Consider the following 22,419-nt stretch of genomic DNA (forward strand, 5'->3'; position numbering starts at 1 on the left):
TTTGTAACTTCGGCCGGAGGGTGTTCTGTATCCGGTCGCGGTTCCAGGTGACGCCTGGCCCAGCCAAAGTGGCTGGCCGGAGAGCGGGAAAACGCCCCCCGGCCGGAGTCTTTACTGACCCATCGACTGAAGGCTGTCGTTCAGTTCTTCCTGGATCTGGTCGATCGAGAAGCTGTCCGGACGCTGCGCCGGCGGATACTCTTCGAAGGTTGCAAGAAACTCACCAACAACGGCCTGTGCCGGAGCCAGCAGATAGGCGCGGTCCAGTACCCAGTCCCAGTAGGTGTTCGACGTTATGTCAGCCCGCTCATAGGGGTCCGCCCGCAGATCGAATATCTTCGGAAGCCGCAGCGACGTGAAAGGCTCCGCCCAGATGTTCAGTGTGCCGGTTTCACGCTGTTCCTTGAAAACGAATTTCCAGTTTTCGTAGCGCAGCGCTACCACTTCGCCATCGTCATTGAAGTAGAAGAAGCGGTCACGGGCGCCCTCATCGGTTTCGCCGGTCAGGTAGGGCAGTTGGTTGTAACCATCCAGATGGTTTTTGTACTCCTTACCGTTGATCGTCGTACCTTCAAGCAGGCGTTCCTTGATATCCGTGTCGCCTACGGCTGCCATCAGCGTCGGGAACCAGTCGAGGCCCGAGAACATCTCGTTCGCGACGGAACCAGGCTCAATGTGACCCGGCCACTTGATCATTGCCGGCACGCGGAATGCGCCTTCCCAGTTGGTGTTCTTCTCGCTGCGGAAAGGCGTTGTTCCGGCATCAGGCCAGGAATTCTGGTGCGGGCCGTTGTCGGTAGAATACATCACGATGGTGTTTTCCGCGATGCCCATCTCGTCGAGCGAGTCGAGGATCTGACCAACAATCGCGTCATGCTCGACCATGCCATCCGCATACTCGGTGAGTGCGGTCAGGCCAGGTTCGGAACGGTTTTCGTCCTTCACATGGGTACGGAAATGCATCCGGGTTGCGTTCATCCACACAAAGAACGGCGTGTCCTGGTCCACCTGGCGCTGCATGAAGTCGATGGCTGCGGCAGAGGTTTCCTCGTCGACGGTTTCCATCCGCTTTTTGGTCAGCGGTCCGGTGTCCTCAATCTCGCCATCGGCGGAAGCGCGGATAACGCCACGGGGGCCAAAGCGGTCGCGGAATTCCGGATCCTGCGGGTAGTTGAAGTTTTCCGGCTCCTCTTCCGCATTCAGGTGATAGAGGTTTCCAAAGAACTCATCAAACCCATGTGCGGTCGGCAGATGCTCATCGCGGTCGCCGAGGTGGTTTTTGCCAAACTGACCCGTGGCGTAGCCATGATCCTTCAGCGCTGAGGCGATAGTGACATCAACATCCTGCATGCCGGCTTGCGCCCCGGGGAGGCCGACCTTGGACAGGCCTGTGCGCAAAGTTGACTGACCGGTGATGAAGGTCGAGCGACCTGCGGTACAACTCTGTTCAGCATAGTAGTCAGTGAAGATAATGCCTTCGTTTGCGATGCTGTCGATGTTTGGCGTCGTGTAGCCCATCAGCCCTTTAGTGTAGGCTGAAATGTTGGCCTGACCTATATCGTCACCCCAAATTACCAGGATGTTCGGTTTTTCGGCATCGGCACCATCCTGCGCCAATACCGGTGTGGCTGAAAGCAGCAGTGCTGCTGCGGCCACCCTAATACTTTTCGAAAAAATTGAGTGATCCAAGGTCACTTCTCCCACGGTTACGGGCCCTGAACCGCAGGTCTCGTTTGTGGACATGCGTTGGCCAGGGGCCAAGTTTGTTCACCTTATTTCAACCACCGGTTACCTTGCAACGGCTTCGTTACGAAGTTTGCCTTTGATTTTGCTTGACATTTTATGGGTGGTAGAGGGTGAGGTGCGCAAACGGGTGGAAAATCGTTTTTCACGGATTCGTGTGGTTGGCCGGGTTGATGGTGTTTCGTGGTTTGGACCTGCAGTATGTGCCCGCCCCGATCCGAAAATATTGGCTCAGTTCATTTTTTAAATTAAATATCATGTACTTATGTATCGATGCGTGAGCCTGATTATCCGTCACCTCATCTCAGGTGCGCGTCCGGCACACAAATGCCTATATTTAGCGATCACGGCCGTGGGGATTTCTGCTTCCTAAAAATGGCAAAGATGAAATTTTTGTAAAACAAACGCCCCGGTAGGCCGCGCCGAGGGAGCCAGTGATCCCCCCCCCCCCCCGGCGCAGTACCGTAAATCCAGAGGATCAGGGCATCAGCTGCCCGCCATTCACCTCGATCGTCTGGCCAATAATATACCCGGCCAGCGCGTCCGAGGCGAGGAACAGGTAAGCCCCGACGCAGTCCTCTGCCACACCGAGGCGTCCCTGCGGCACCGTGGCTTTCATTGCGGCAAGCTGTTCCTCGGTCGAATACCGCTCATGGAACGGTGTGGTGATTACGCCGGGAGCAACCGCATTCACCCGAATGCCGAATTCAATCCATTCCTTGGCCATGCCACGTGTCACGTTGGACACGAAGGATTTTGAGGATCCGTACAGTCCCGCACCACCACCGGCTCCGTTTCGTGCGGCGACGGACGTGGTGTTGATCACAAAGCCACCGTTCTTTTTCAGATGCGGCAACGCCTTGCGGGACGCCGTGATGACGGAGCGCGCGTTCAGGTCCATGATCTCTTCATAGTCCCTGTCGCTGGCCTCCGCATAGGGAATACGCCGCACCATGCCGCCCGCGTTGTTGATCAAACCCTCAAGACCCCCAAGCGCCTCGGCGGCCTCGTCAACGGCTTTGCCAAACGCATCAGAATTGCAGGCATCCGCCTGGATGAGGGCAGCGGTCCCGCCATCGTTGCGGATCTCATCAGCCAGGGCATTCGCCGCGTCCGCGCTGGAGTTGTAATGCAGTCCGACCTTCGCGCCCTGTTTGGCAAAAGCGCGGGCAAGAGCGGCCCCAATACCCGTGGATGCCCCGGTGATCAGGATCGGTTTTCCCGCAAATTCGGGCATGGTCAATGAAGCGTTCGACATATGGTTTCCTCACCATTTGGGCTGTGTTTTCATTCGGTTTCATTCGCGCGATGTCAGGTTTTTGCGCGGAACCGGACAGACACTTCTTGCGTCAGAATGCAAGGTCGCGCAATACTCCGGGGTACAGCAAGACAAGCCGGGCGCGAAAAATGCGGCTGGTAACGGGAGGAAAAATGAAAAAAATTTCGAAACTGGCCTTCGGGGCCAGCCTTGTGGCACTTGTGGCAACTCCGTCTTTTGCAACCGAACTTGTGGGTGCGGTGCAGTTCGACGAGGAGCATGCCTTTACCAAGGCACTGCGCGAGTTTGAGCGTGTGGCCTCCGAGTGTTCCGGCGGGTCCCTGACCTTCGATCTGCACCTGAATTCGGAACTTGGTCTGGAAAAAGACTATTTCGAAAACATGAGCCAGGGCATTGCCATCGACTACGCAATCGTCAGCCCTTCGCACATGTCGACCTTCAGTCAGAAGGCTCCGCTGATGGACATGCCGTTCCTCTTCCGGGATCTCGATCACTGGAATGCCGTGATGGAGCAGGACGCCCTCGCGCCGCTCGCCCTGGACGTTCTGGAACAGGCTGACGTCCGTCTGATCGGTTATGCCGGTGGCGGCACACGAAACCTGATCGTGAACAAGCCGGTCACCAACATGGAAGAGCTCGAGGGTCTTCCGATGCGTGTGATGGGCGCCCCGATCCAGACGCGGATTTTTGAGGCCATCAAGGCCGCACCGTCCGTGATCGCCTATGATGAGGTCTACAACGCCATCCAGACCGGCGTGATCGACGCCGCCGAGAACGAGGCTGCCGGTATCGAGCAGATGAAGTTCTACGAAGTTGGTCCGGACATCGCGTTGACCAAACACGCGATCACCGTGCGTCCCATCGCGTTCTCCAACGCGACGTTCGAGCGCCTCACACCAGAGGAGCAGGAATGCGTTCTTGAGGCCGGTAAGGCCGGAGGCAAGCTTGGTCGTGAGGTCGAAAGCGGCCAGGACAGCGAAAAGCTAAACGCCATGGAAGAGGCGGGTCTTTTGACCACCCATGAGTTCACCGAGCGCGACAAGCTGCTCGAACTGGCTCAACCGGTGAAACAGGCCTACGCCGAGGAACTTGGCGCGACCGACGTTCTCGAGTCGATCGAAGCCGTACAGTAAGCGCTGACGGGGCACGCCGCCCGTCCGGGTGGCGTGTTCCCGCACGACTTCATACCCAACTCACAAAGTGATTGCCGATGCGAACCCTGCTGGACGGTTATTACCGCTTCCTGAAGCTTCTGCTGACCATTTTGATGGGCGCGCTGATCGTCCCCGTCGCGATGCAGATCCTCAGCCGATACACCGGGCTGATCCCACGATACATCTGGACCGAGGAAATCGCCCGTTTCTGTTTTGTCTGGATCATCATGCTTGGAGCAATGATCGCGGTCAGGGATGGTACCCATTTCGATGTTGATGTTCTGCCCCACAGCTCAAGTCCGACGGTGGAGCTGTGCTTCCGGACTTTCGTCAATATGGCCATGTTTGTAATGGCTCTGTCCTTCCTCTGGTGGGGATGGGATTTTGGCAAACTTGGAATGCGACAGAAATCCGAGATTTCGGGTCTGCCCATGCTCGCGATCTACATAGGCTGGCCCATCGCCGGGCTGACCTGGGCGGCGTTCATCATCGAGCGGATCTGGAACGATTTCACCGGTACAGGGGAGGGCGCAACTCATGGGGCCGGGTGAAGTAGCCGCAATCCTGTTCGGAACCTTTGGTGTTCTTGTCTTCCTTCGTGTGCCGGTCGCATTCGCGCTGGGCCTGGCGGTCGTCCCGGTTTTCTTCATTGAGGAACGCCTGACACCCGTCCTTCTGATGCGGGAGATGTTCAAGAGCTACAACTCTTTCGTCCTCCTGGCGGTGCCGTTCTTCCTTTTGGCCGCTAACCTGATGAACTCGTCGGGCATTACCGACCGTTTGATCCGGCTCGCTAGGGCGATGGTGGGTCATCTGCCTGGCGGTCTCGGCCACGTCAACGTCGTGGTGTCCATGCTCTTCGCCGGGATCTCGGGCTCCTCCACCGCTGACGCCGCCGGCATCGGTTCGCTGCTGATCCCGCAGATGCGCAAGGAAGGTTACGACGCCCCGTTTGCCGTGGCTATCACGGCCTGTTCCAGTGTGATGGGCGTGATCATTCCGCCCTCGATCCTCATGGTGGTCTGGGGTGGTCTGATGTCGGTGTCCATTGGCGGCCTGTTCCTCGCGGGGGTCGTTCCCGGCATCCTGATCGCCGGGTCGCAGATGATCACGGTGTATATTTACGCCAAAAAGAACGGATATCCGGTCCACAGCCGCTCCACTCTGATCGAGCTTATGCGCGCCGCGGCCTCCGCTGCTTTGGCTCTCATGACGCCGGTTATCATTGTCGGCGGTATTGTCGGTGGCTTTTTTACCCCGACCGAGGCTTCCGTCGTCGCGGTGATCTACTCGCTTATCCTCGGAGTTGTGGTCTACCGCACCATCGCCATCCACGAGATCCCGAAAGTGCTCTACGACAGCGCCCGGTTCGCCGCGATCACGCTGTTCTGTATCGGGACCGCGTCGGCTTTCGGGTGGTGCCTTGCCTATTTCAAAATCCCCGCCGCCCTGGTTGAGCAGATCGACCAGATGGGTCTTGGGATCATCGGCATTGGCATCATGAGCGCGCTGGCTTTTCTTCTGATAGGCATGTTCATCGACGCCATCCCGGCGATTATCATCCTCGGCACCGTGCTCTACCCGGTGACCCAGCATGTCGGAATGCACCCGATCCATTTCGCCATCATCGGCGTGATGAGCCTAGCCTTCGGCTTGGTCACGCCGCCTTACGGTCTTTGCCTCCTGATTGCGGCATCGATCGGTAAGATCAGGCTGGTGGACGCACTGCGGAACGTGGTTGTGATCCTGTTCCCGATGATCTGCGTTCTGCTTCTGATCATCGTAATGCCGGACCTGATCCTCGCCCTGCCGCGCTGGATTATGCCAGCTTTCGTAGACTGACCCAAGTCCCTGAACCGGTCGCCAACGTCCGATTCAGGGAGATGGGGCTTGCAAACCTTCAAAATCGGACCGCTCTCCATAATATATCCGCGGATATATTTTGAAACCGGACTATGGTTTGAGGCGGATTTGCAGGTTTCAGGTCACCCCAAAAAAACGCCGGGCCTCTTTCGGGGCCCGGCGGCATTCCTAGAACGTTGTGGACTTCACCGCATCAGGGCCGACGCCGATGCAGGGTCCAGTGGTTCTGGGCGGGAGCATGTGGTGGTCAGGTCCACAAACTGACCCGTTTCGCCTGACATGAGGATTGACGCCATCGCATCAAGGGCGTGAAGGGTCCGGTCGATGGAACAGCGCGCGTCCCGCCCGTCGCGAATGGCGGCGACCATGTCCGCGAGACCGACGGTGCGATAGTTGGCCATCATGCCCTCACCATGGGGATCGTTCGGAACCGAAAGGGGATGGTGCCAGCCTGTCACCGGCATGACACCCGCATCCCGCTTGGCCATGCGCAGGTCACCACCAAAGAAGTTGGGGTCGGGAACAAACAGCGAGCCTTCGGTACCGTAGAGTTCCATCCGGCCGTGATCGTGCGCCCAGACGTCCCAACTCGTCGAGAGAGTGACCGTCGCACCCTGCTCAAATTCCAGCAGAGCATGGACGTTGGTCGGCGTCTCAACCGGAATCACGTCACCCGCACGGGGCTGGGACGTGATTGTCCGGGTCGGTGTGGCCGAACTGGACAGGGCCGCGACACGTTTGATTGGACCTATCAGGTTGATGAGATTGGCCACGTAATAGGGTCCGATATCCAGAACCGGTCCGCCGCCAACCCTGAAGAAGAAATCGGGGTTCGGATGCCAGTGCTCCATGCCATGGCTCATGACATGGGCGGTTCCGGCCACGATACGACCGATTTCGCCCGCATCAATCAGGTGCCGCGCGTGCTGATGCGCGCCACCCAGGAAGGTATCCGGCGCGCAGCCGACCGAGACACCATGCTCGCGCGCGAGGCGCTGCATCTCAACGCCGTCCCTGAGCGTCAGTGCCAGCGGCTTCTCGGAATAGACGTGTTTCCCAGCCTGGATTGCCTGGCAGGAGACCGCCGAATGCGCGTCGGGAATTGTCAGATTGACGACGACGTCAATGTCATCCGATTTCAGTAGATCCCCGATCTCTCTGGCATCCACATCAAATTTTGCGGCCTGGGCGCGGGCCGCGTCCATGTTCAGGTCGGTACAGGCGCGGATTTCCATGCCGGCAAACAGTGGCGCCAGTCTGAAATATGCGGTCGAGATGTTACCGCATCCGATAACGCCGACCCCGAGGGTATCAGTCATTTTCTCTTGTCCTGTCAGTAGGTTTTGGCAGCTTCAAGCGAGCGGCGGGCGAACCGGACGTCGTCATTGGGATTGTCGTGCTCCATGACAAAATGCTTTGCCGGTGTGTTCCGCAACGCTTTCATCAGGCCGGGCCAGTCGACGGTTCCGTGTCCCACATCGGCCCATCCGTCCTCGTCCGTGGCCTCGCCGGCCGGAGCGATGTCCTTAACGTGAACCGCGGATATCCGCGGACCGTGGTTTGCGATCCATTCGAGCGGATCGGCTCCGCCCTTGATCACCCAGGCAATGTCCGCTTCCCATTCAAGATCCGGCGCAGCCCCGAGCATGACCTGCATAGGAATGGCCCCATCGGGAAGTGCCACAAACTCAAAGTCGTGGTTATGCCAGCCGAAGCCGAGGCCCGCATCCTTCAACGGTTTTCCCGCCTCCTGAAGTCTGCGTCCGAATGCGGCGTAGCCATCCGCGTCGCTCGGGCGCTGATCCGGTGTGAGGAAAGGGCAGTAGACGGTCTGGATGCCAAAATCGGACGCCAGTGCAAGTACGGTCGCCGCATCATTTTCGATCATGTCGAGACCGACATGGGCCGTTGGCATGATCAGGCCGCTCTGGTCCAGTTTGGCCTGAAGCTCCGCGACCTTGGATGCGTCGGCATAGAGCGCGCCGTAACCTTCGACGCCTCTGTAGCCGGCTTCCGCCAGCATCGAAAGCGTATCACCCAGCGGGCCAAAGTTTCGGGAGCTGTAAAGCTGGTAGGAAAAATCTGTCATGTTGGCCTCTCTGGTGTTTCCTCTCTGGTTTTTCATGTTCCGATCCGTCGAAGCTGCATCCCCGGCAAAAGGCGAGGGCGCCTTGCTTAGTGGCCGCGGTGTTTCAGGTTTCGATGTGGAAGGTCCCGCTCAACTGGCGCGGGACCCGAAGTGGAGGGAGCCTGCGTTAAAGGCGGCGCTCCGTTCCGACGTCGAAGATCGAGGCTTTGCTGATGTCGAGTTCCAGCCTCACGTCCTGTTTTGGCCTGAACGGGTGGTCGGTTCCGGTTCTCACGGAAATCTGCCGCCCCTCGGTACGAAGCCAGATCAGGGTGTCCGATCCCATCGGTTCCTCGATATCCAGAGTCGCCTGAAGGCCGGGGCCATCGAGATCCTCGTGAATGACTATGTGTTCCGGGCGCAGGCCAAGCACGACGCTGGCACCGTCCTGGCCCGACAGGTTGCCATCATATCCCGCAAGCGGAATGTCGATGCCGTCAGCTACGAAATTCATCTCGGCGCCCGTATCGCGCAATTTGCCTTCCAGCATGCTCATCGGAGGCGATCCAATAAATCCGGCGACGAAAAGGTTCGCGGGTTTGTTGTAGATCGTCTTGGGATCCGCCAGTTGCTGGATGACACCGCCGCGCATCACGGCGACCCTGTCCGCAAGCGTAAGCGCCTCAATCTGGTCGTGGGTGACGTAGACCATGGTGTTTTCGAGCTGCTGATGGAGGCGTTTGATCTCCACGCGCAGTTCCGACCGCAACTTGGCATCGAGGTTGGACAGCGGCTCGTCGAACAGAAATACGTCCACATCCCGCACAAGGGCCCGGCCGATCGCCACTCTTTGACGCTGGCCGCCAGAGAGCGCGGCCGGTTTGCGGTCGAGCAGGGGCTGGATCTGCAGAATTTCGGCGGTGCGTTCGATCCGCTTCGCAATCTCGGCCTTGTCGAAGCCGGCGTTTTTCAGCCCGAAGGACAGGTTCCCGCGCACGTCCATCTGCGGGTAGAGCGCGTAGGACTGAAAGACCATTCCGATCCCACGGTCCTTGGGTTCCTCCCATGTGACGTTTTTGCCGTTGATGAAGATCTGGCCGTCCGTGATGTCCAGGAGACCCGCAATGCAGTTCAGAAGCGTGGACTTGCCGCATCCGGAAGGTCCAAGCAGCACCAGGAACTCGCCCTGGCCGATGTCGAGATTGAGCTTTTTGAGAACCTCGACGGCTCCAAAGGAAAGGGTCAGATCCTTGACCGCTACACTGGGTTCCATACGATTACCCCTTCACCGCGCCGGCTGCGATGCCGCGCACAAACAGTTTTCCGGACACGAAATAGACGATCAGGGGCACGAGCCCTGTCAGAATGGTGGCCGCCATGTTGACGTTGTATTCCTTCACACCCTGGACCGAGTTGACGATGTTGTTGAGCTGCACGGTCATTGGGTAGAGGTCGGGCTTTGTGTAGATCACGCCGAACAGGAAGTCGTTCCAGATGCCCGTGACCTGCAGGATCATCGCCACCACAAATATCGGCAGTGACATCGGCAGCATGATCTTGAAATAGATGCCCCAGAAACCGGCCCCGTCCACGCGGGCGGCCTTGAACAACTCCTCCGGGATGGAGGTGAAATAGTTCCTGAAGAGCAGAGTTAGAATGGGCATGCCGAAGACGGTGTGAACGATCACAAGTCCCCAGAGCGTTCCATAAAGGCCCATTTCCCGCAGTATGATCACGATGGGATAGATCATCACCTGATAAGGGATGAAGGCCCCGAAAATCAGGATGGTGAAAAAGGCCTGCGCGCCTTTGAACCGCCAGTTGGCGAGGGCGTATCCGTTCACCGACGCGATGATGATCGAGATGATGACGGATGGCACGGTAATCTGGACGGAGTTCCAGAAGCCGCGGCTCAGACCATCGCAGTTCAGGCCGGTACAGGCCGCCGACCAGGCCTTGACCCAGGGCTCAAATGTAATCTCAACGGGCGGGGAAAAGATGTTCCCAAGCCGGATTTCCGGCATGCCCTTAAGCGAGGTTACAACCATCACATAAAGCGGCAGAAGGTAGTAGACTGATATGACGATCAGGGTGCCATAGAGGAAGATGTTCCGGCGGGAAATGCGCCGCGTCGGCTTCGGGCCGCGCGGTCCGGTATCGCTGATGTTTTGGGACATGCTCATTTGTGTTTCTTGCCCCCGAATTCGAGAAATGCCCACGGAATGACGACGGTTGCCACGGCCAGAAGCATCATGGTGGATGCGGCAAAACCCTGACCGAGGTTCTGGTTGCGGAACATGGTGTCGTAGACGTATTTGGCCGGAACCTCAGATGCGATGCCCGGGCCGCCGCCGGTCTGGGCCACAATCAGATCGTAGAGCCGCACGATGCCGCTGGTGATGATGACCAGCGCGGTGATGAAGACCGGGCGCAGCATGGGAATGATGACGAAAACATAGGTTTTCCAGGTGGGGATGCCGTCGACGCGCGTGGCCTTCCACACATCCTCATCAATGCCGCGCAGTCCGGCCAGCATCAGGCACATGACAAAGCCCGTTCCCTGCCAGAGGCCCGCGATCAATACGCCGTAAATCACGATATCGGGGTTGTAGAGCGGATCGAAATCGAAGCTTTCGAAGCCTAGACCCCGGATGATTTTCTGGATGCCGAAATCCGGGTTCAGGATCCACTGCCATACCAGTCCGGTCACGATGAAGCTGAGCGCGAAGGGGTAGAGCAGAATCGTTCGGAACGTGTCCTCAAACCGGATTTTCTGGTCCAGAAGGGCTGCGAGCAGAAATCCGATGATCAGGCTGAAGACGAGAGAGAGTATCCCGTAAATCGCCAGGTTTTCGATGGAGACAACCCATCTGTTGGTACTCCAGAGACGCTCATACTGGTCAAGACCCACAAACCGAAGTCGTGGCAGCAGTTTGGAATCCGTGAAGGAGTAGAGAATGGTCCAGGCCGTGCCTCCCACGAAAATCACAAGTGCCGTCAGAACCATTGGAATGGATGCGATTTTGGCGTTGAGATTTTTCAGGAGCTGGCTGGGTCGCCCGTTCGAGGACATACGGGAACCTCCATTGCGTAGAGCGGGACTGTCGGAATATGGCGCCGGTCCACGTGGGAGCCGGCGCCACCGTTCAGGCGGTCAACCCGTCAGGGTCAGCCCGCGTTCTCGATCAGGCTTACGAAGCGTTCCTGGGCTTCCTCTGGTGTGATGCTCGGATCATTGAAGAACTCGACGAATAGGTCTTCCTTCTGGGTGTTGGTGTCCGGATCCAGAAGCTGGTTCACCGATACGATGGTGTTGCCGGAGGCGAGAATTTCGAGACCCTTGCGCATGCAGTCATTGGCAGCGGACAGATCCACGTCGCCACGGATCGGCAGGGAGCCCTTCTTAAGGTTAAATGCCACCTGGGTTTCGGGTGCCACCATGACTGAGGCGAGATCGCCCTGAGCCGCGGTGATTTCCTCGTCATCAACAACCGGGAAATAGAAGGCGTCACCGTCAGTGGAAATGATTTCGTTTACGCCGAGGCCCGGCAGACAGGTGTAGTCCTCACCGGCCACCTGGCCCGCAACCTGGAACTCGCCCTGGGCCCAGTCGCCCATGATCTGGCCGCCAGCCTCGCCGGTGATGACCATGTTGGTGGCCTGGTTCCAGTCCTGTACCTTGGATTCCGCTGCCATTTTGCGGGCGTCATCCGCAGCCTGAAATACGCGTGCAATTTCCGGGCCGCCGGCGGTTTCAGCGTCTTTGTCGTCGTAGACCTTTTTGAAAATCTCCGGACCGGCCAGAGTGACCATCAGCACGTCAAACGCGCCGGCCGTCTGCCAGGCCTGCTGACCCATGGCGAGGGGAATTTTTCCCGCGGCTTCCAGAGCCGGAGCGGCTGCAACGAATTCATCCCAGTTGGTCGGCACGTCCACACCGGCGTCGGCGAAAGCCTTGTTGGACAGCCACAGCCACTGCCAGGAGTGGATGTTCACCGGCACGCAGTAAATCCGGCCGTCAAGGGTGCAGCTTTCGAGAAGCGACGGCGGATTGATAATCTCCGCCCAGTTTTCGGCTTCGGCGATTTCGGTCAGGTCGCGCATCATGCCAGCCTCAACCAGTTCCTCAGCCTGGCGGCCGTGGTTGAACTGGGTTGCGCCCATCGGATCTCCGCCGGTGATGCGGCTGATCATGATCGGGCGGGCCGTGCTGCCACCGCCGGCAATCGCGCCATCGACCCATTTGTGACCTGTCGCGTTGAACGCGTCGGCAAATTCTGCAACCGCAGCGGCCTCACCACCGGATGTCCACCAGTGCGTGACCTCCAGATCGGTTGCCTGCGCCAGTGTTGCGGGCAGCGCAACCGTAGCGGCAAGCGCCGCCGCCATTGAGCGAAATTTCATTGTAACCTCCCAAGGTACTTTATCGTTGCAGTTGGATGCTAGTTCAGGAGTTTTCGTTTCGCAACGGTGGATTCAAAAAAATGTCGTTGCAAGGGTTGAATGGATTTTCCGAATGATAAGCCACTGATAAATATAATATTAATTCTATTTTTTCTTCGAACTCTACGAAGAGGTCAAGTTTGATTTCAAACTTTGCCGTCGTCAAACATGCCGGTTTTGGACATTTTCTGAAAGGTTTGACTTCGATTTCTAAATCGTTGCAGTTTATGGAGACAGCCAGATTCGATGCAGAGTTCGGCCAACGGGGGAACGCCTATCAAGATGTCAAACGACGGGAATGTAACGCAGGCAGGCGGGCGGGTCAGGGCGGGTCGCCCTACGCTTAAAACTATTGCCTACATGACCGGCCTGAGCGTGACGACGGTCTCGAAGGCGTTGAACGACGCCCCGGATATCGGTGCGGCGACCAAGAAACGGGTGCGGCTGATCGCGGATGAGATTGGGTATATGCCCAACCGGGCGGGTGTGCGTCTGCGCACGGGAAAAACCAATGTGATTGCCCTGATCCTGTCGACGGAGACGGAGATGTTTGGCCTGAGTTCCAAGCTGGTCTACGGGATTTCCAGTCGGCTGTCGGGAACGCCGTATCATCTGGTGGTCATGCCCTACGAGGTGGGGACGGACCCGATGATCCCGGTGCGTTATGTCGTGGAGTCGGGTTCCGCGGATGCGCTTATCTTTTCCCGGACCATGCCGCAGGACCCAAGAGCGATCTATCTTCGTGAAAAAGGGGTGCCGTTTGCAACGCATGGGCGGACCCATCTGGATTTCGAGCATCCCTACTGGGACTTTGATAATGAGACTTTTGCTTCCATTGGGGTGAAGCGTTTGGCAGCAAAGGGGCGGAGCAGACTGACACTTCTGCCTGCGCCAATGGACCTTACCTATGGCGGGCTGCTGATGCGCGGTTTTACGTCTGCCATCGCGGAACTGGGGCTAGCGGATATTCCGTCGCGTGGGATCAACATCGACACGGACCGCGAAACCTTCAAGGCCGAGGTCAAGCGGCTTATGTCCTCGCCAAACCGGCCGGACGGGTTTGTGTGTGCCAGTCCTGCTTCAGCGATTTTTGCGATTACGGCGGCGGAGTCACTTGGATACGAGGTCGGCCGGGATTTTGATCTGGTGGCCAAGGAGTCCTATGAGGTTCTTCAGCAGTTTCGGAAGGACATTATTGCCGTGCACGAGGATTTCCTCGAGGCGGGCCATGGGTTGGCCGATGCTGTTCTCAAGGCGCTTTCCGGCGTGCCGGCCAATCAGCTTCAGGCGCTTGAGGTTCCTCAAATCTGAACGTGCGGAATTCGTCCGGATGCAATACCGAAATTGGGGCGAAAATCGGTCTTGTGGTCGGGCCCCACCATAACTAAAAACGTCCCGATACTGGGGCGTCGCCAAGTGGTAAGGCAGCGGCTTTTGGTGCCGCCATTCGCAGGTTCGAATCCTGCCGCCCCAGCCATCTTCCCCGACTGGGCTGGAAGCGTTTTTCCGGCGTACGGTAACTGCGCACACGGTATTTTTGTACCGTCGCGATCCAAAGCTTTTCGGTGCCTGACACGGTCAAGTTCCGTGGTGGTGTTGGTCCCCCCGGCCACATGGGCCGTTTTCAGGTTTCCCGCAGGAAATCCCGATCAGTGTTTTGTTTCCGCCGCCCTTCAGGCCGCATGGTTTTCCCAGATCTCATCTATCATTTTCGGCAATTCGACCGCGTCAAACGGCTTTCCAATGACATTAAGGACACCCAGTTCGCGGTACATGTCGATCTCATCCGGCTGGATTCTGGCGGTTAGAAAGACGACCGGGACATCCGCAGTTTCAGGAATTTTGCGCAGCGCTTTGAGCGTTTCCGGGCCGTCGAGGTTTGGCATCATGACATCAAGAATGATCAGATCCGGCTTGAAATGCGCGGCCGCAGCGATTGCCTGTTCCCCGTCCTCACAAACATGGGTGCTGTACCCTCCAAGATGGGTGAGGGACAGATCCGCGATTTTGCTGATGTCGGGTTCATCCTCAGCAACCAGAATTCGTTTAAGGAGTTTTGCCATATCGTCCTTCCATCTATTGACTTGGGTGGGGCAGGGTTAGTCCGGGCAGCGTGCTGATCTGAGTAACGCCCTGATTTCACTCAGCAACATGTCGTTGTCGACTTCCGTCTTCACGAGCGAGCTGCCAACCATATGGTCCAGCCCCACCGGCGCGGATTTGACGGAATAGATCATAACCTCCGGCGGATTGGCCTGGGATCTGATGATTTTCAAAAGGTCCAGTCCGGTCCCGTCCGGAAGTTTTTGATCAAGAATGACCACGTCATAGCGGTGCCGGGACAAAAGGTTCGAGCTCTGCAAAACCGTCTTGGCCGTGTGTACTTCCGCAATGTTTCGGAGCAGGTCGCTAACGAGCGTCAGGTGGTCCTGGTCATCCTCAACATGCAGGACGCGTAGTGTTTCGACGCCGTTGCGGGGATGCACCGAATTCAGCAACTCCCGGATCTGAACCTGCGGCGTGGGCCTGTGAAACCAGTAGAGGAGCGAAGCCCTGCCTTCGGTATCCTGGTCGGAACGGGAGATCGCAATGACGGGGATGTCGCGGTGGTTGCTGGATTGGCTCAGAAACTCAAACAGTTCGATCGACTGGTCATCGCGACACTCCCAGTCCATGACAAGAACATCGTAGTGGCCGGTCGCCAGGATTTCCTTGGCGGCTGCAACGGTATGGGCGACCTCCGTGTCGAAACCCAGCGGTGTTACCGAGCCCTTGATCTGCTCCGTGACCTTTTCATCGTCATGGATGATCAGCATCTGACCCCTGGCCTGCGACGATGGTACAATCTGGTTTTCCGCCGCTTCCAACGCGTGCAACTCAAAGTAGAATGTTGAGCCGTTTTCGCTGGTCTCAAAGCTGATTGTGCCGTCATGCGCGGCAATGATCGCCTTGGAAATGCAGAGACCCAAGCCGCTCCCGCCAACCTTCCGGGTGGTGGAATTGTCGGCCTGCGTGAACTTCTGAAATATTTTGCTTTGAAACTCCTCCGACACGCCGGGGCCTTTGTCCTGAACCCACACGCGCCATTTTTCTCCCATCCGTTGGACGCCCACGGTTACGGTTTCGCCGCGCGGGGAGAATTTGCACGCGTTCGACAGGAAATTGGAAATGACCTGGATCAGCCGGTTGGTGTCACCGCGCACCGTAGCGGTTTCGGCTGGAATATCGGTGACAATGGAGACGGCATAGCTGTCGGCCAGACCCTGGCACTCGCGTACGGCTGTTTCGACAGTCTCCGCGAGATCCGTCGCCCCGAGTGACAGGTTCATTTGCCCGGCTTCAAGCTTTTCTATGTCGAGAATGTCATTGATCAAAACAATCAGCCGGGCACAGTTGGCAGACGCCGTTTCCACCAGTTCCTTTGCTTTATCGTTCAGGTCGCCACCGACGCCTGCGAGAAGCAGGCCAAGTGTTCCGCGCATCGCGGACAGCGGTGTGCGCAGTTCGTGACTGACGGTGGACACGAACTCACTTTTCATTTTGGTAACGGCATCCCAGTCGGAGATGTCCGTGATCTGGCCAATAAATTTTTTCTCGCCATTACGCTGGGTCGCGTTGACCCTCACATTGATCGGAAAGGTCGTGCCGTCCTTTTTGAGCCCGTCGAAAGTCCGGTCCTTCTCAAGGAGGTACGTCGAGCCCTTATCCAGGTGCTGTCTCAGATACTGGTCGTGATACTGGGCATAGGGTGGCGGCATCAGGATGCTGACGTTTCGTCCAATCAGATTATCAGGCCGGTATCCAAACATGTCGCGCGCGGCACGGTTTGCAATTTCGATCCGTCCGTTGGTGTCGATCAGAAAGATCGCGTCCTCCATCCCGTCCATGACCGCCTGCAGCCGACTGGTTGTTTCCTCGTTCTGCGTATCTCGGGCTTCAAGGGCGGAAATCAGACCGGCAAATGTGCTTTGCAGGCGATGTATCTCGTTTGAGGTGCCGGGCTGGTCCGTTGATGGAGCGCCGATAAAATCTTCGGCTTCCCGGTTGGCAGTCTGCCCGGCGACGCCTGAATGGCCCCACGGGCGCCAACCTGACCAGGCTGCAAAAAAACCGAGCGCCAGAATCGCAATTCCAGCCAAGAGACCGAACCGTGCCATGGTTTGCGCCATGCCCGCTTCCAAGCGGTTCGCCGGAACAGCCAGGCCAGCGAGGTGATAATCTTCCGGATCATTGGGATCCGTGAGCACGCGTCGGAGCAACAGCAGTTTTTTCTGGCCGGTCGTGTTGCTCACCATCCCGGCAAATCCGTTAACTCCGGTTGCCGACGGCTTTTTTGCAAGCGTGGGAAACTCATCCACCATCGTGTAAGGGGTTCCCGCCGACCGCTGGAAAGCCTGGTCCGGGTCGGGGTGGTGAATTATCTGTCCATCGCTTCGGGAAACATAGAGTTCTATTGGTTCAGGAAGCGATCCACGAAGCAGCCCTGTCAATTGCCGCGCATCAATGTTGACGACGACAATTCCCACCAGATGATCCGCGTCATCGAAAACGGGCGTCGCCGTTCTGAGAACCGGAATGCGTGGGGTCTGAATGCGCCCGTGCTCCCGGTTCAGTTCGATGTCACTCTGATACAGTTGCCCGGCTTCAAGTTTGACCGTTTCCCTGAAATAGGGCCGGTGGGCTTTGCGCTGAAGTGCCTTCTTCGGCGTTGTCTCGACCCGCTCTCCATGCCTTTCCACCCGAACGATTTCACGTCCCCCATCGGCGGTTCCGATAAAGCGGACCTGAAGGTAGCCGTTGTTCATCGACAGGTCGGAAAACCGCTGTGCCACGCGCCTTTTCCAGTATTCGCTGGTGCTGGCGTCGGGTGCGGGCGTCTGAGCCTCATGGGTGGTGCGTACCAACCCCTGAATTTCCCTTGAGTTGGCAAGGTTCAGGGTGTGCCGTCTCGCGTCGTTGATCTGCGACGCAACATGCGACATGCCAATATTGAGATGGTTTTCCAGCCGGCCCAGTTCGCGTGTGTGCGAAGATCCGACAAAACTTCCGTAGAAGATTACACTGACAATCCCTGCCATCGCCGTAAGCAGAGCCAAGCTGGCCAGCGTGATCCTGATGGTATCACGTTGTTTCATTTCTCAAGGTGCCTTATGCGGCCGAACCAAAATGGTTGGACGTTTCTCGAAAAGTAAAATTTTGGGATAGGTTCAGTCGAAATATACTCAAACTGTTGACAAATATTTACTGTTGCCACTCATGGCTTCGATGCGTTTCAGTAGAACTGATGCATTACATGCGTGTGTTGGCGTAAAATTTGCCTTGCAGACAAAGCATCGCCCTGTTGGATATCGCTGCTTATTTTCGGTTTACAGGAGCTATGAAAATCAAGGCCGGACTTAATTCGTACACTAATGATGCCGTACTGATCAGTATCCCATATCTGATCTTGAAACGCGTGTTTTGCTCGTTAGACGATTGACAACTTGTGCTTGTGGGTTATGAAATTAATCCAATGAAAATAGGCTGGGCTCTTCATTTACGTTTACTATGGCTGTGTTAATCGCGTTAAAAGTGTAGAATGAGATTTGATATTGCCTGATATGTGCCCTGTACCCTCGACTGTCCAGGGAGACCGTACATTGCCCATGTCCACCGTCGATGAGCATTCCGGGCTATTCGCCTTATGTAGCGTATTTGTTGCCGGCGGGATCAAGAGGAAGCGCTTTGAGTGATCCGTGGTACAGTTTCTCGGCGGAGCGAGACTCGGTATATGCCTCTGAGTTTCAGGGGGTCGTGGATTGCGCGAAGTCGCTGGCGCTGACCTGTTTCAACGCTCTTGATCTGGCTCTTGTGGCGTGCCCCGGGCATTCCGGAATGATAAAACTGGATTTCCTGAACAGATCTGACCCCGATCTGCAGAGGCTGGCCAACGAACATCTCGATGAGTTTCTCGAAGCCATAGAGACAGGGACCGACCTCTCGGATTTCGAGTTTGTGCGTCTCCTGTCGGACGGGCGGTTGGATGGTTGCGTCATGTCCTGCATTCTTCGGGATGGCGACGGCGCGCCGGTGGGCAGCATCGCTATGCTCCTGATTCCGGATTTCGTTCCCGCACCTGACATGACACGGCGTGCGGAGGCGCTGGCCGGGATGCTGGCTCAACTCCTGCGCTCCATAAGCGGAAAGCTCGAACTCGAACTGGAACTGGTCGCCGCGAGAAAGCGCATCGTCTGGCTCGAAAAACAGTCACGCGTTGATCAGCTGACTGGTCTGGAGAATTCGGTATCATTCGAGAGCCATGCCAATGCCCGGTTTGGTCAGTCGGAAATGCGCAAGGCGCTCATCATTCTCGACATCGACCACTTCAAAACGATCAATGACCTTTATGGCCACCAATTCGGTGACGGCTACCTGCGCACAATCGCTGAGGCATTGCGCAATGCCTTCCCCGACACTTCGATCGTAGGGCGTCTGGGAGGCGATGAATTTGGCATTCTGCTCGACCTTCCCGAACACAGCCGAAGTTACCTCGAGTCCTCCATGCTGCGTTGTCGGACGTCCATCCTTCGCAGCACGGCGACGCTCGGCAAGCCGGATCTGGGCCGCGTAAGTATGGGGGCTGCGCTCTTCCCCGATCACGGCCGTAAATTCGAGACCCTTTTCGACCTCGCGGACAGCGCTCTTTACGTCTCAAAAAATGCGGGCAGGGGCGTGCAGACCGTGTTCTCACCCGAGGTTCACCAGCGTTTCAACAAACGCGAAATCGGTCGCAAGTTCCGCGAAGCCAAATCGGCCGACCGCATCCAGCCACACTTTCAGCCCATACACGATCTGGCGACAGGTGCCTGCCTGGGGTTTGAGTTGCTCGCCAGGTGGCAGGACGACCAGCGGCGGCTGATGAAACAGGAAACGGTGACCGCCATCCTGAGCGATTACCGCTATGCCGAGCAGTTCACCCATACAATGGTGCGTCAGGCTTTCGAGGTGTTCGAAACGCTTGAATGGCGGGGGAATAAACCTCCAACACTGGCAATCAACGTGACTACGTTCGACCTGATGAATCCCGAATTCGTTTTCGAGTTTCAGTCGCTTCTGTCGGACGCCAACGGACCCGACTGGGATTCCATCGTCATTGAGGTCACGGAAAGCATCATGCTTGGCCCGAGGAACGGTCAGGTGTTCCGAACCCTTGAGGAACTGCGCCTGCGTGGAGCGCGGGTGGCTCTCGATGACTTCGGAACGGGTTACAGTGGCCTGCAGCATCTCGGTGGCTGGCCGGTGGACGTGCTGAAGATTGACCGTGGATTTATCGACCGGATGGAACACAGCGCCACGGATGGCGCCATCGTGGAGGCCATCGTTCGCCTCGCCAAGCGGGCGGATCTCGCGATTGTTGCCGAGGGCATTGAGACACCCAATCAGCTCAGACGCCTCGTCGAAATGAACTGCGCTTCCGGGCAGGGCTTCCTGTTTTCGCCTGCGGTTCCAGCCGACCATCTCGCAGAGGTTTCCCGAAGCATAGATCTGGCCGCCCTCATGCCAACCGGCGAGCGCGCGGATGCCGCACCTGTCAGTGTTGAAGTGTCAGGCTGACCGTATTCAACAGCTTTTCCAGTGATACGGGCTTGCGCAGAACAAGACCCGGAACAATCCGGTCCGCCCGCCGCACCGGCTCCGTGTAACCGGTTGTGTAAATCACCCGCAACTCCGGCTGAAACTCTTTCGCGTTGACCGCCAGGTCGTAACCGTCGAATTCCCCGGCCAGGCCCACATTGGTCATCAAAATGTCGTAAGGCCCACCCTCGCGCATTTTGACCAGGGCCTCCAGCGCAGTGAAGGCCGTGCCGGTTTTGGCTCCCATGACACTGATGGCGTCAGCCACGATGACCTGGAACTGCGGATCGCTTTCCACGATCATGATTTTTTGGCCATTCAGGTCCAGTTTCTCGCGGACTTCCGGCTCGGCGGGTTCCTCGGGTTGCACCGTGTGGAGTGTGAGCACCGCCTCGGTTCCCTGTCCCTCGGTGGAATCCAGTTCAAAACTGCCGTCGATACGCCGGGCAAAATTTCTGACCATCGACAGCCCGAGGCCGCTGCCGCCCTCTTTCGACCGGGTCGTGAAGAAAGGCTCAACAGCGCGTTTCAGAACGTCTTCGGGCATTCCGGGGCCGTTATCCGTCACTTTCAGGCGCACTTCGGAACCCCTGGGGGCAACGCTGACATGTATGCTGCCCTTTCGGCAGCCCGCCTCAACCATCGCATTTCTCGCGTTCAGGATGAGGTTGAGCAGGGCGGTTTCGACATCGTTGGGATCGCCCGCAACAATTACCGATTCATCGGGCAACTCGCTTGTCAGTTCAAACCGGCGTGGCACGGAGGCCCGCACCAGGTCCAGTGACTGTCGCACCACTGCAGTCAGATCCGTGCGTCCTACCGCCACTCCACCGTCCCGCGTCATCTTGGTTAGGCGGGTCACAAGCTCATTCCCCCGCTGGCAGGCGCTTTTGATCGTATCGAGCGAGTGACGAAGGGCGGAAACCTCTCGTTTCATCAGACCCGTGTCAGCGGAAATCTGGATGACCCCAAGAATGTTCGAGACCTCATGGGCAATTCCGCCCGCCAGTTGGCCAATGGCCTCGAACCGTTCGCCCCGGCTCAGGTTTTCGCGCAGGATCCATCCCTCACTCTCGTCCGCTACGGCCAGGACGTGCAGGGGGCCGGATGCGTCCATGGCTTCGACCCTGGCACAGGTGAAATGCAGCGCCCGTTCCCGGTGATCCCGGTCCACATGTCCCACAAAAAGGGACGACGTCTCACCCCGTTCTATCAGCCGTTCAAACGGCCTCGCGTGCTTTGCCAGCGGTTCGCGCGTGTCCATCGCGTGAAATTCCGCCGTGGCCAGCCAGGTCTCAGGGTCCAGATCCGGACCGGTCAGCAGGTCAGCCGCCTTGTTTGTCAGGACCGGAGTGCCTGGTGTTCCAATCACGATGACAGCGGTATCAAGAGCATTCAAAACGGCACGAAGCCGCTCCTGCCCTGTGCGCTCTTTTGCATCCAGCGTGTTTTGATACCGCGCGGCGAGAATGAGGATCACGACGAGGACCAGAACCAACAACAGGGCCAAAACACTCAGACGGAAATTCGGGTCGATCCAACCGATTTCCGTTGTCCTGAGTGCCCCCCAGAACAGAAGGAGCGGTGCCAGCGTGCACAGCGGCAGCAGCTTTCTGACAAGGGCGCTTCCCGTTCCATCTCCGGTTACGGTCGCAAGCCAACCCCGGTCGGGATACCTGAGTATCTGCCCCAAAAAAAGGAAGAGAAGACAGACGCTTGTCTGAAGGGAGAGCCCGGTGAAAAATGGTGTGTTCTGCAGCGCGTCTGAATCGACAGCGTAGGTTTCAAGTCCAATCAGCGACACAATCAGACCAAACGTGGCCAGCCAGGTGCGCACACTGAGGGTTGGAGGCAGCATGCCGGAAACCGCCGCAATAATCAGGCTGGCGGTGGTCGCATGTGACATCCGGTCGGTCTCGGGCAGCTCCTGCGGACCTGTGGCGTAGGACCAGAGGCAGATCAGGACCACCGTCCCCGCAAAAGCTCCGGCGATGGTTCCCAATAGCGCATTGGGTTTGACCGCCCTGATCAACTGCGCGACGGCAAGCAGCAAAACGCAAACGGCCGTCACCGGCACCATTGCGGATTCGCCCGTTCCAAAACGCACGATCCAGTCGATGCCGACACCCCAGCCAACCAGCAATACCACCAGGGCAACAAGGCCGGCCGCGAGGTCCGAGATTACCGCAAGTTGTCGGACATTTCCGCGCATACGGTCGCGTTCGTTGGTCTGCTTGGTTCGTTCGGACAGCATT

Annotated in this window: 16 protein-coding genes and 1 tRNA gene; 6 read left to right on the forward strand and 11 right to left on the reverse strand. The window is 57.6% G+C overall.

Annotated elements, in window-relative coordinates:
• Positions 1-111: 111 nt before the first annotated feature.
• Together ACP15P_RS15010 and ACP15P_RS15015 are read right to left on the reverse strand one after the other, a co-directional pair.
• Positions 112-1,689 (reverse strand): arylsulfatase, encoded by a 1,578-nt coding sequence (locus tag ACP15P_RS15010; protein ID WP_424929273.1) that lies wholly within the window; start codon positions 1,687-1,689, stop codon positions 112-114.
• A 532-nt stretch (positions 1,690-2,221) separates the two neighbouring features.
• Complete coding sequence (locus tag ACP15P_RS15015) at positions 2,222-3,001, reverse strand: SDR family NAD(P)-dependent oxidoreductase (protein WP_424929274.1); 780 nt, start codon at positions 2,999-3,001, stop codon at positions 2,222-2,224.
• Between the two features lie 173 nt (positions 3,002-3,174).
• Between ACP15P_RS15015 and ACP15P_RS15020 the strand changes: the two genes are divergently transcribed.
• The 3 genes from ACP15P_RS15020 (at position 3,175) to ACP15P_RS15030 (ending at position 6,018) form a co-directional block, all read left to right on the forward strand.
• The gene (locus ACP15P_RS15020) at positions 3,175-4,155 is read left to right on the forward strand and encodes a TRAP transporter substrate-binding protein (protein ID WP_424929275.1); all 981 of its coding nucleotides are present in this window, start codon (positions 3,175-3,177) and stop codon (positions 4,153-4,155) included.
• A 77-nt stretch (positions 4,156-4,232) separates the two neighbouring features.
• Positions 4,233-4,727 (forward strand): TRAP transporter small permease, encoded by a 495-nt coding sequence (locus ACP15P_RS15025; protein ID WP_424929276.1) that lies wholly within the window; start codon positions 4,233-4,235, stop codon positions 4,725-4,727.
• Entirely contained in the window at positions 4,714-6,018 is a 1,305-nt protein-coding gene (locus ACP15P_RS15030) for a TRAP transporter large permease (RefSeq protein WP_424929277.1), read from the forward strand. Before ACP15P_RS15025 ends, ACP15P_RS15030 begins: the two co-directional genes overlap by 14 nt.
• A gap of 206 nt (positions 6,019-6,224) precedes the next feature.
• On the opposite strand, the gene ACP15P_RS15035 is transcribed toward ACP15P_RS15030, so the two are convergent.
• The 6 genes from ACP15P_RS15035 to ACP15P_RS15060 form a co-directional block, all read right to left on the reverse strand.
• Entirely contained in the window at positions 6,225-7,358 is a 1,134-nt protein-coding gene (locus tag ACP15P_RS15035; protein ID WP_424929278.1) for a Gfo/Idh/MocA family protein, read from the reverse strand.
• Between the two features lie 14 nt (positions 7,359-7,372).
• Positions 7,373-8,128, reverse strand: coding sequence for a sugar phosphate isomerase/epimerase family protein (locus ACP15P_RS15040; RefSeq protein ID WP_424929279.1), 756 nt, complete (start codon positions 8,126-8,128; stop codon positions 7,373-7,375).
• 166 nt (positions 8,129-8,294) lie between these two features.
• Positions 8,295-9,380 carry an ABC transporter ATP-binding protein gene (locus ACP15P_RS15045; protein ID WP_424929280.1) on the reverse strand — a complete coding sequence of 362 codons (1,086 nt, stop codon included), beginning with the start codon at positions 9,378-9,380 and terminating at the stop codon, positions 8,295-8,297.
• A gap of 4 nt (positions 9,381-9,384) precedes the next feature.
• Complete coding sequence (locus ACP15P_RS15050; protein WP_424929281.1) at positions 9,385-10,290, reverse strand: carbohydrate ABC transporter permease; 906 nt, start codon at positions 10,288-10,290, stop codon at positions 9,385-9,387.
• Entirely contained in the window at positions 10,287-11,180 is an 894-nt protein-coding gene (locus tag ACP15P_RS15055) for a carbohydrate ABC transporter permease (protein WP_424929282.1), read from the reverse strand. The genes ACP15P_RS15050 and ACP15P_RS15055 overlap by 4 nt, the downstream gene beginning before the upstream one ends.
• Positions 11,181-11,275: 95 nt before the next feature.
• The gene (locus tag ACP15P_RS15060) at positions 11,276-12,511 is read right to left on the reverse strand and encodes an ABC transporter substrate-binding protein (RefSeq protein ID WP_424929283.1); all 1,236 of its coding nucleotides are present in this window, start codon (positions 12,509-12,511) and stop codon (positions 11,276-11,278) included.
• Between the two features lie 321 nt (positions 12,512-12,832).
• On the opposite strand from ACP15P_RS15060, the gene ACP15P_RS15065 reads away from it, so the two are divergent.
• Positions 12,833-13,861 (forward strand): LacI family transcriptional regulator, encoded by a 1,029-nt coding sequence (locus tag ACP15P_RS15065; RefSeq protein WP_424929284.1) that lies wholly within the window; start codon positions 12,833-12,835, stop codon positions 13,859-13,861.
• A gap of 91 nt (positions 13,862-13,952) precedes the next feature.
• A tRNA-Gln gene (locus ACP15P_RS15070) sits at positions 13,953-14,027 on the forward strand.
• A 196-nt stretch (positions 14,028-14,223) separates the two neighbouring features.
• Here ACP15P_RS15070 and ACP15P_RS15075 read toward each other — a convergent pair.
• Together ACP15P_RS15075 and ACP15P_RS15080 are read right to left on the reverse strand one after the other, a co-directional pair.
• Positions 14,224-14,613, reverse strand: coding sequence for a response regulator (locus ACP15P_RS15075; protein WP_424929285.1), 390 nt, complete (start codon positions 14,611-14,613; stop codon positions 14,224-14,226).
• Between the two features lie 36 nt (positions 14,614-14,649).
• The gene (locus ACP15P_RS15080) at positions 14,650-17,685 is read right to left on the reverse strand and encodes an ATP-binding protein (RefSeq protein ID WP_424929286.1); all 3,036 of its coding nucleotides are present in this window, start codon (positions 17,683-17,685) and stop codon (positions 14,650-14,652) included.
• 589 nt (positions 17,686-18,274) lie between these two features.
• Between ACP15P_RS15080 and ACP15P_RS15085 the strand changes: the two genes are divergently transcribed.
• A complete protein-coding gene (locus ACP15P_RS15085) occupies positions 18,275-20,143 on the forward strand; it encodes a putative bifunctional diguanylate cyclase/phosphodiesterase (protein WP_424929287.1) in 1,869 nt (622 codons plus the stop codon).
• Here the strand turns inward: ACP15P_RS15085 and ACP15P_RS15090 are convergent.
• A complete protein-coding gene (locus ACP15P_RS15090; RefSeq protein WP_424929288.1) occupies positions 20,121-22,418 on the reverse strand; it encodes an ATP-binding response regulator in 2,298 nt (765 codons plus the stop codon). The two genes, ACP15P_RS15085 and ACP15P_RS15090, sit on opposite strands and share 23 nt — an antisense overlap.
• Between the last annotated feature and the right edge of the window lies 1 nt (position 22,419).

It is taken from the genome of Amaricoccus tamworthensis (assembly GCF_049800875.1).
Taxonomy (GTDB): Bacteria; Pseudomonadota; Alphaproteobacteria; order Rhodobacterales; family Rhodobacteraceae; genus Amaricoccus; species Amaricoccus tamworthensis.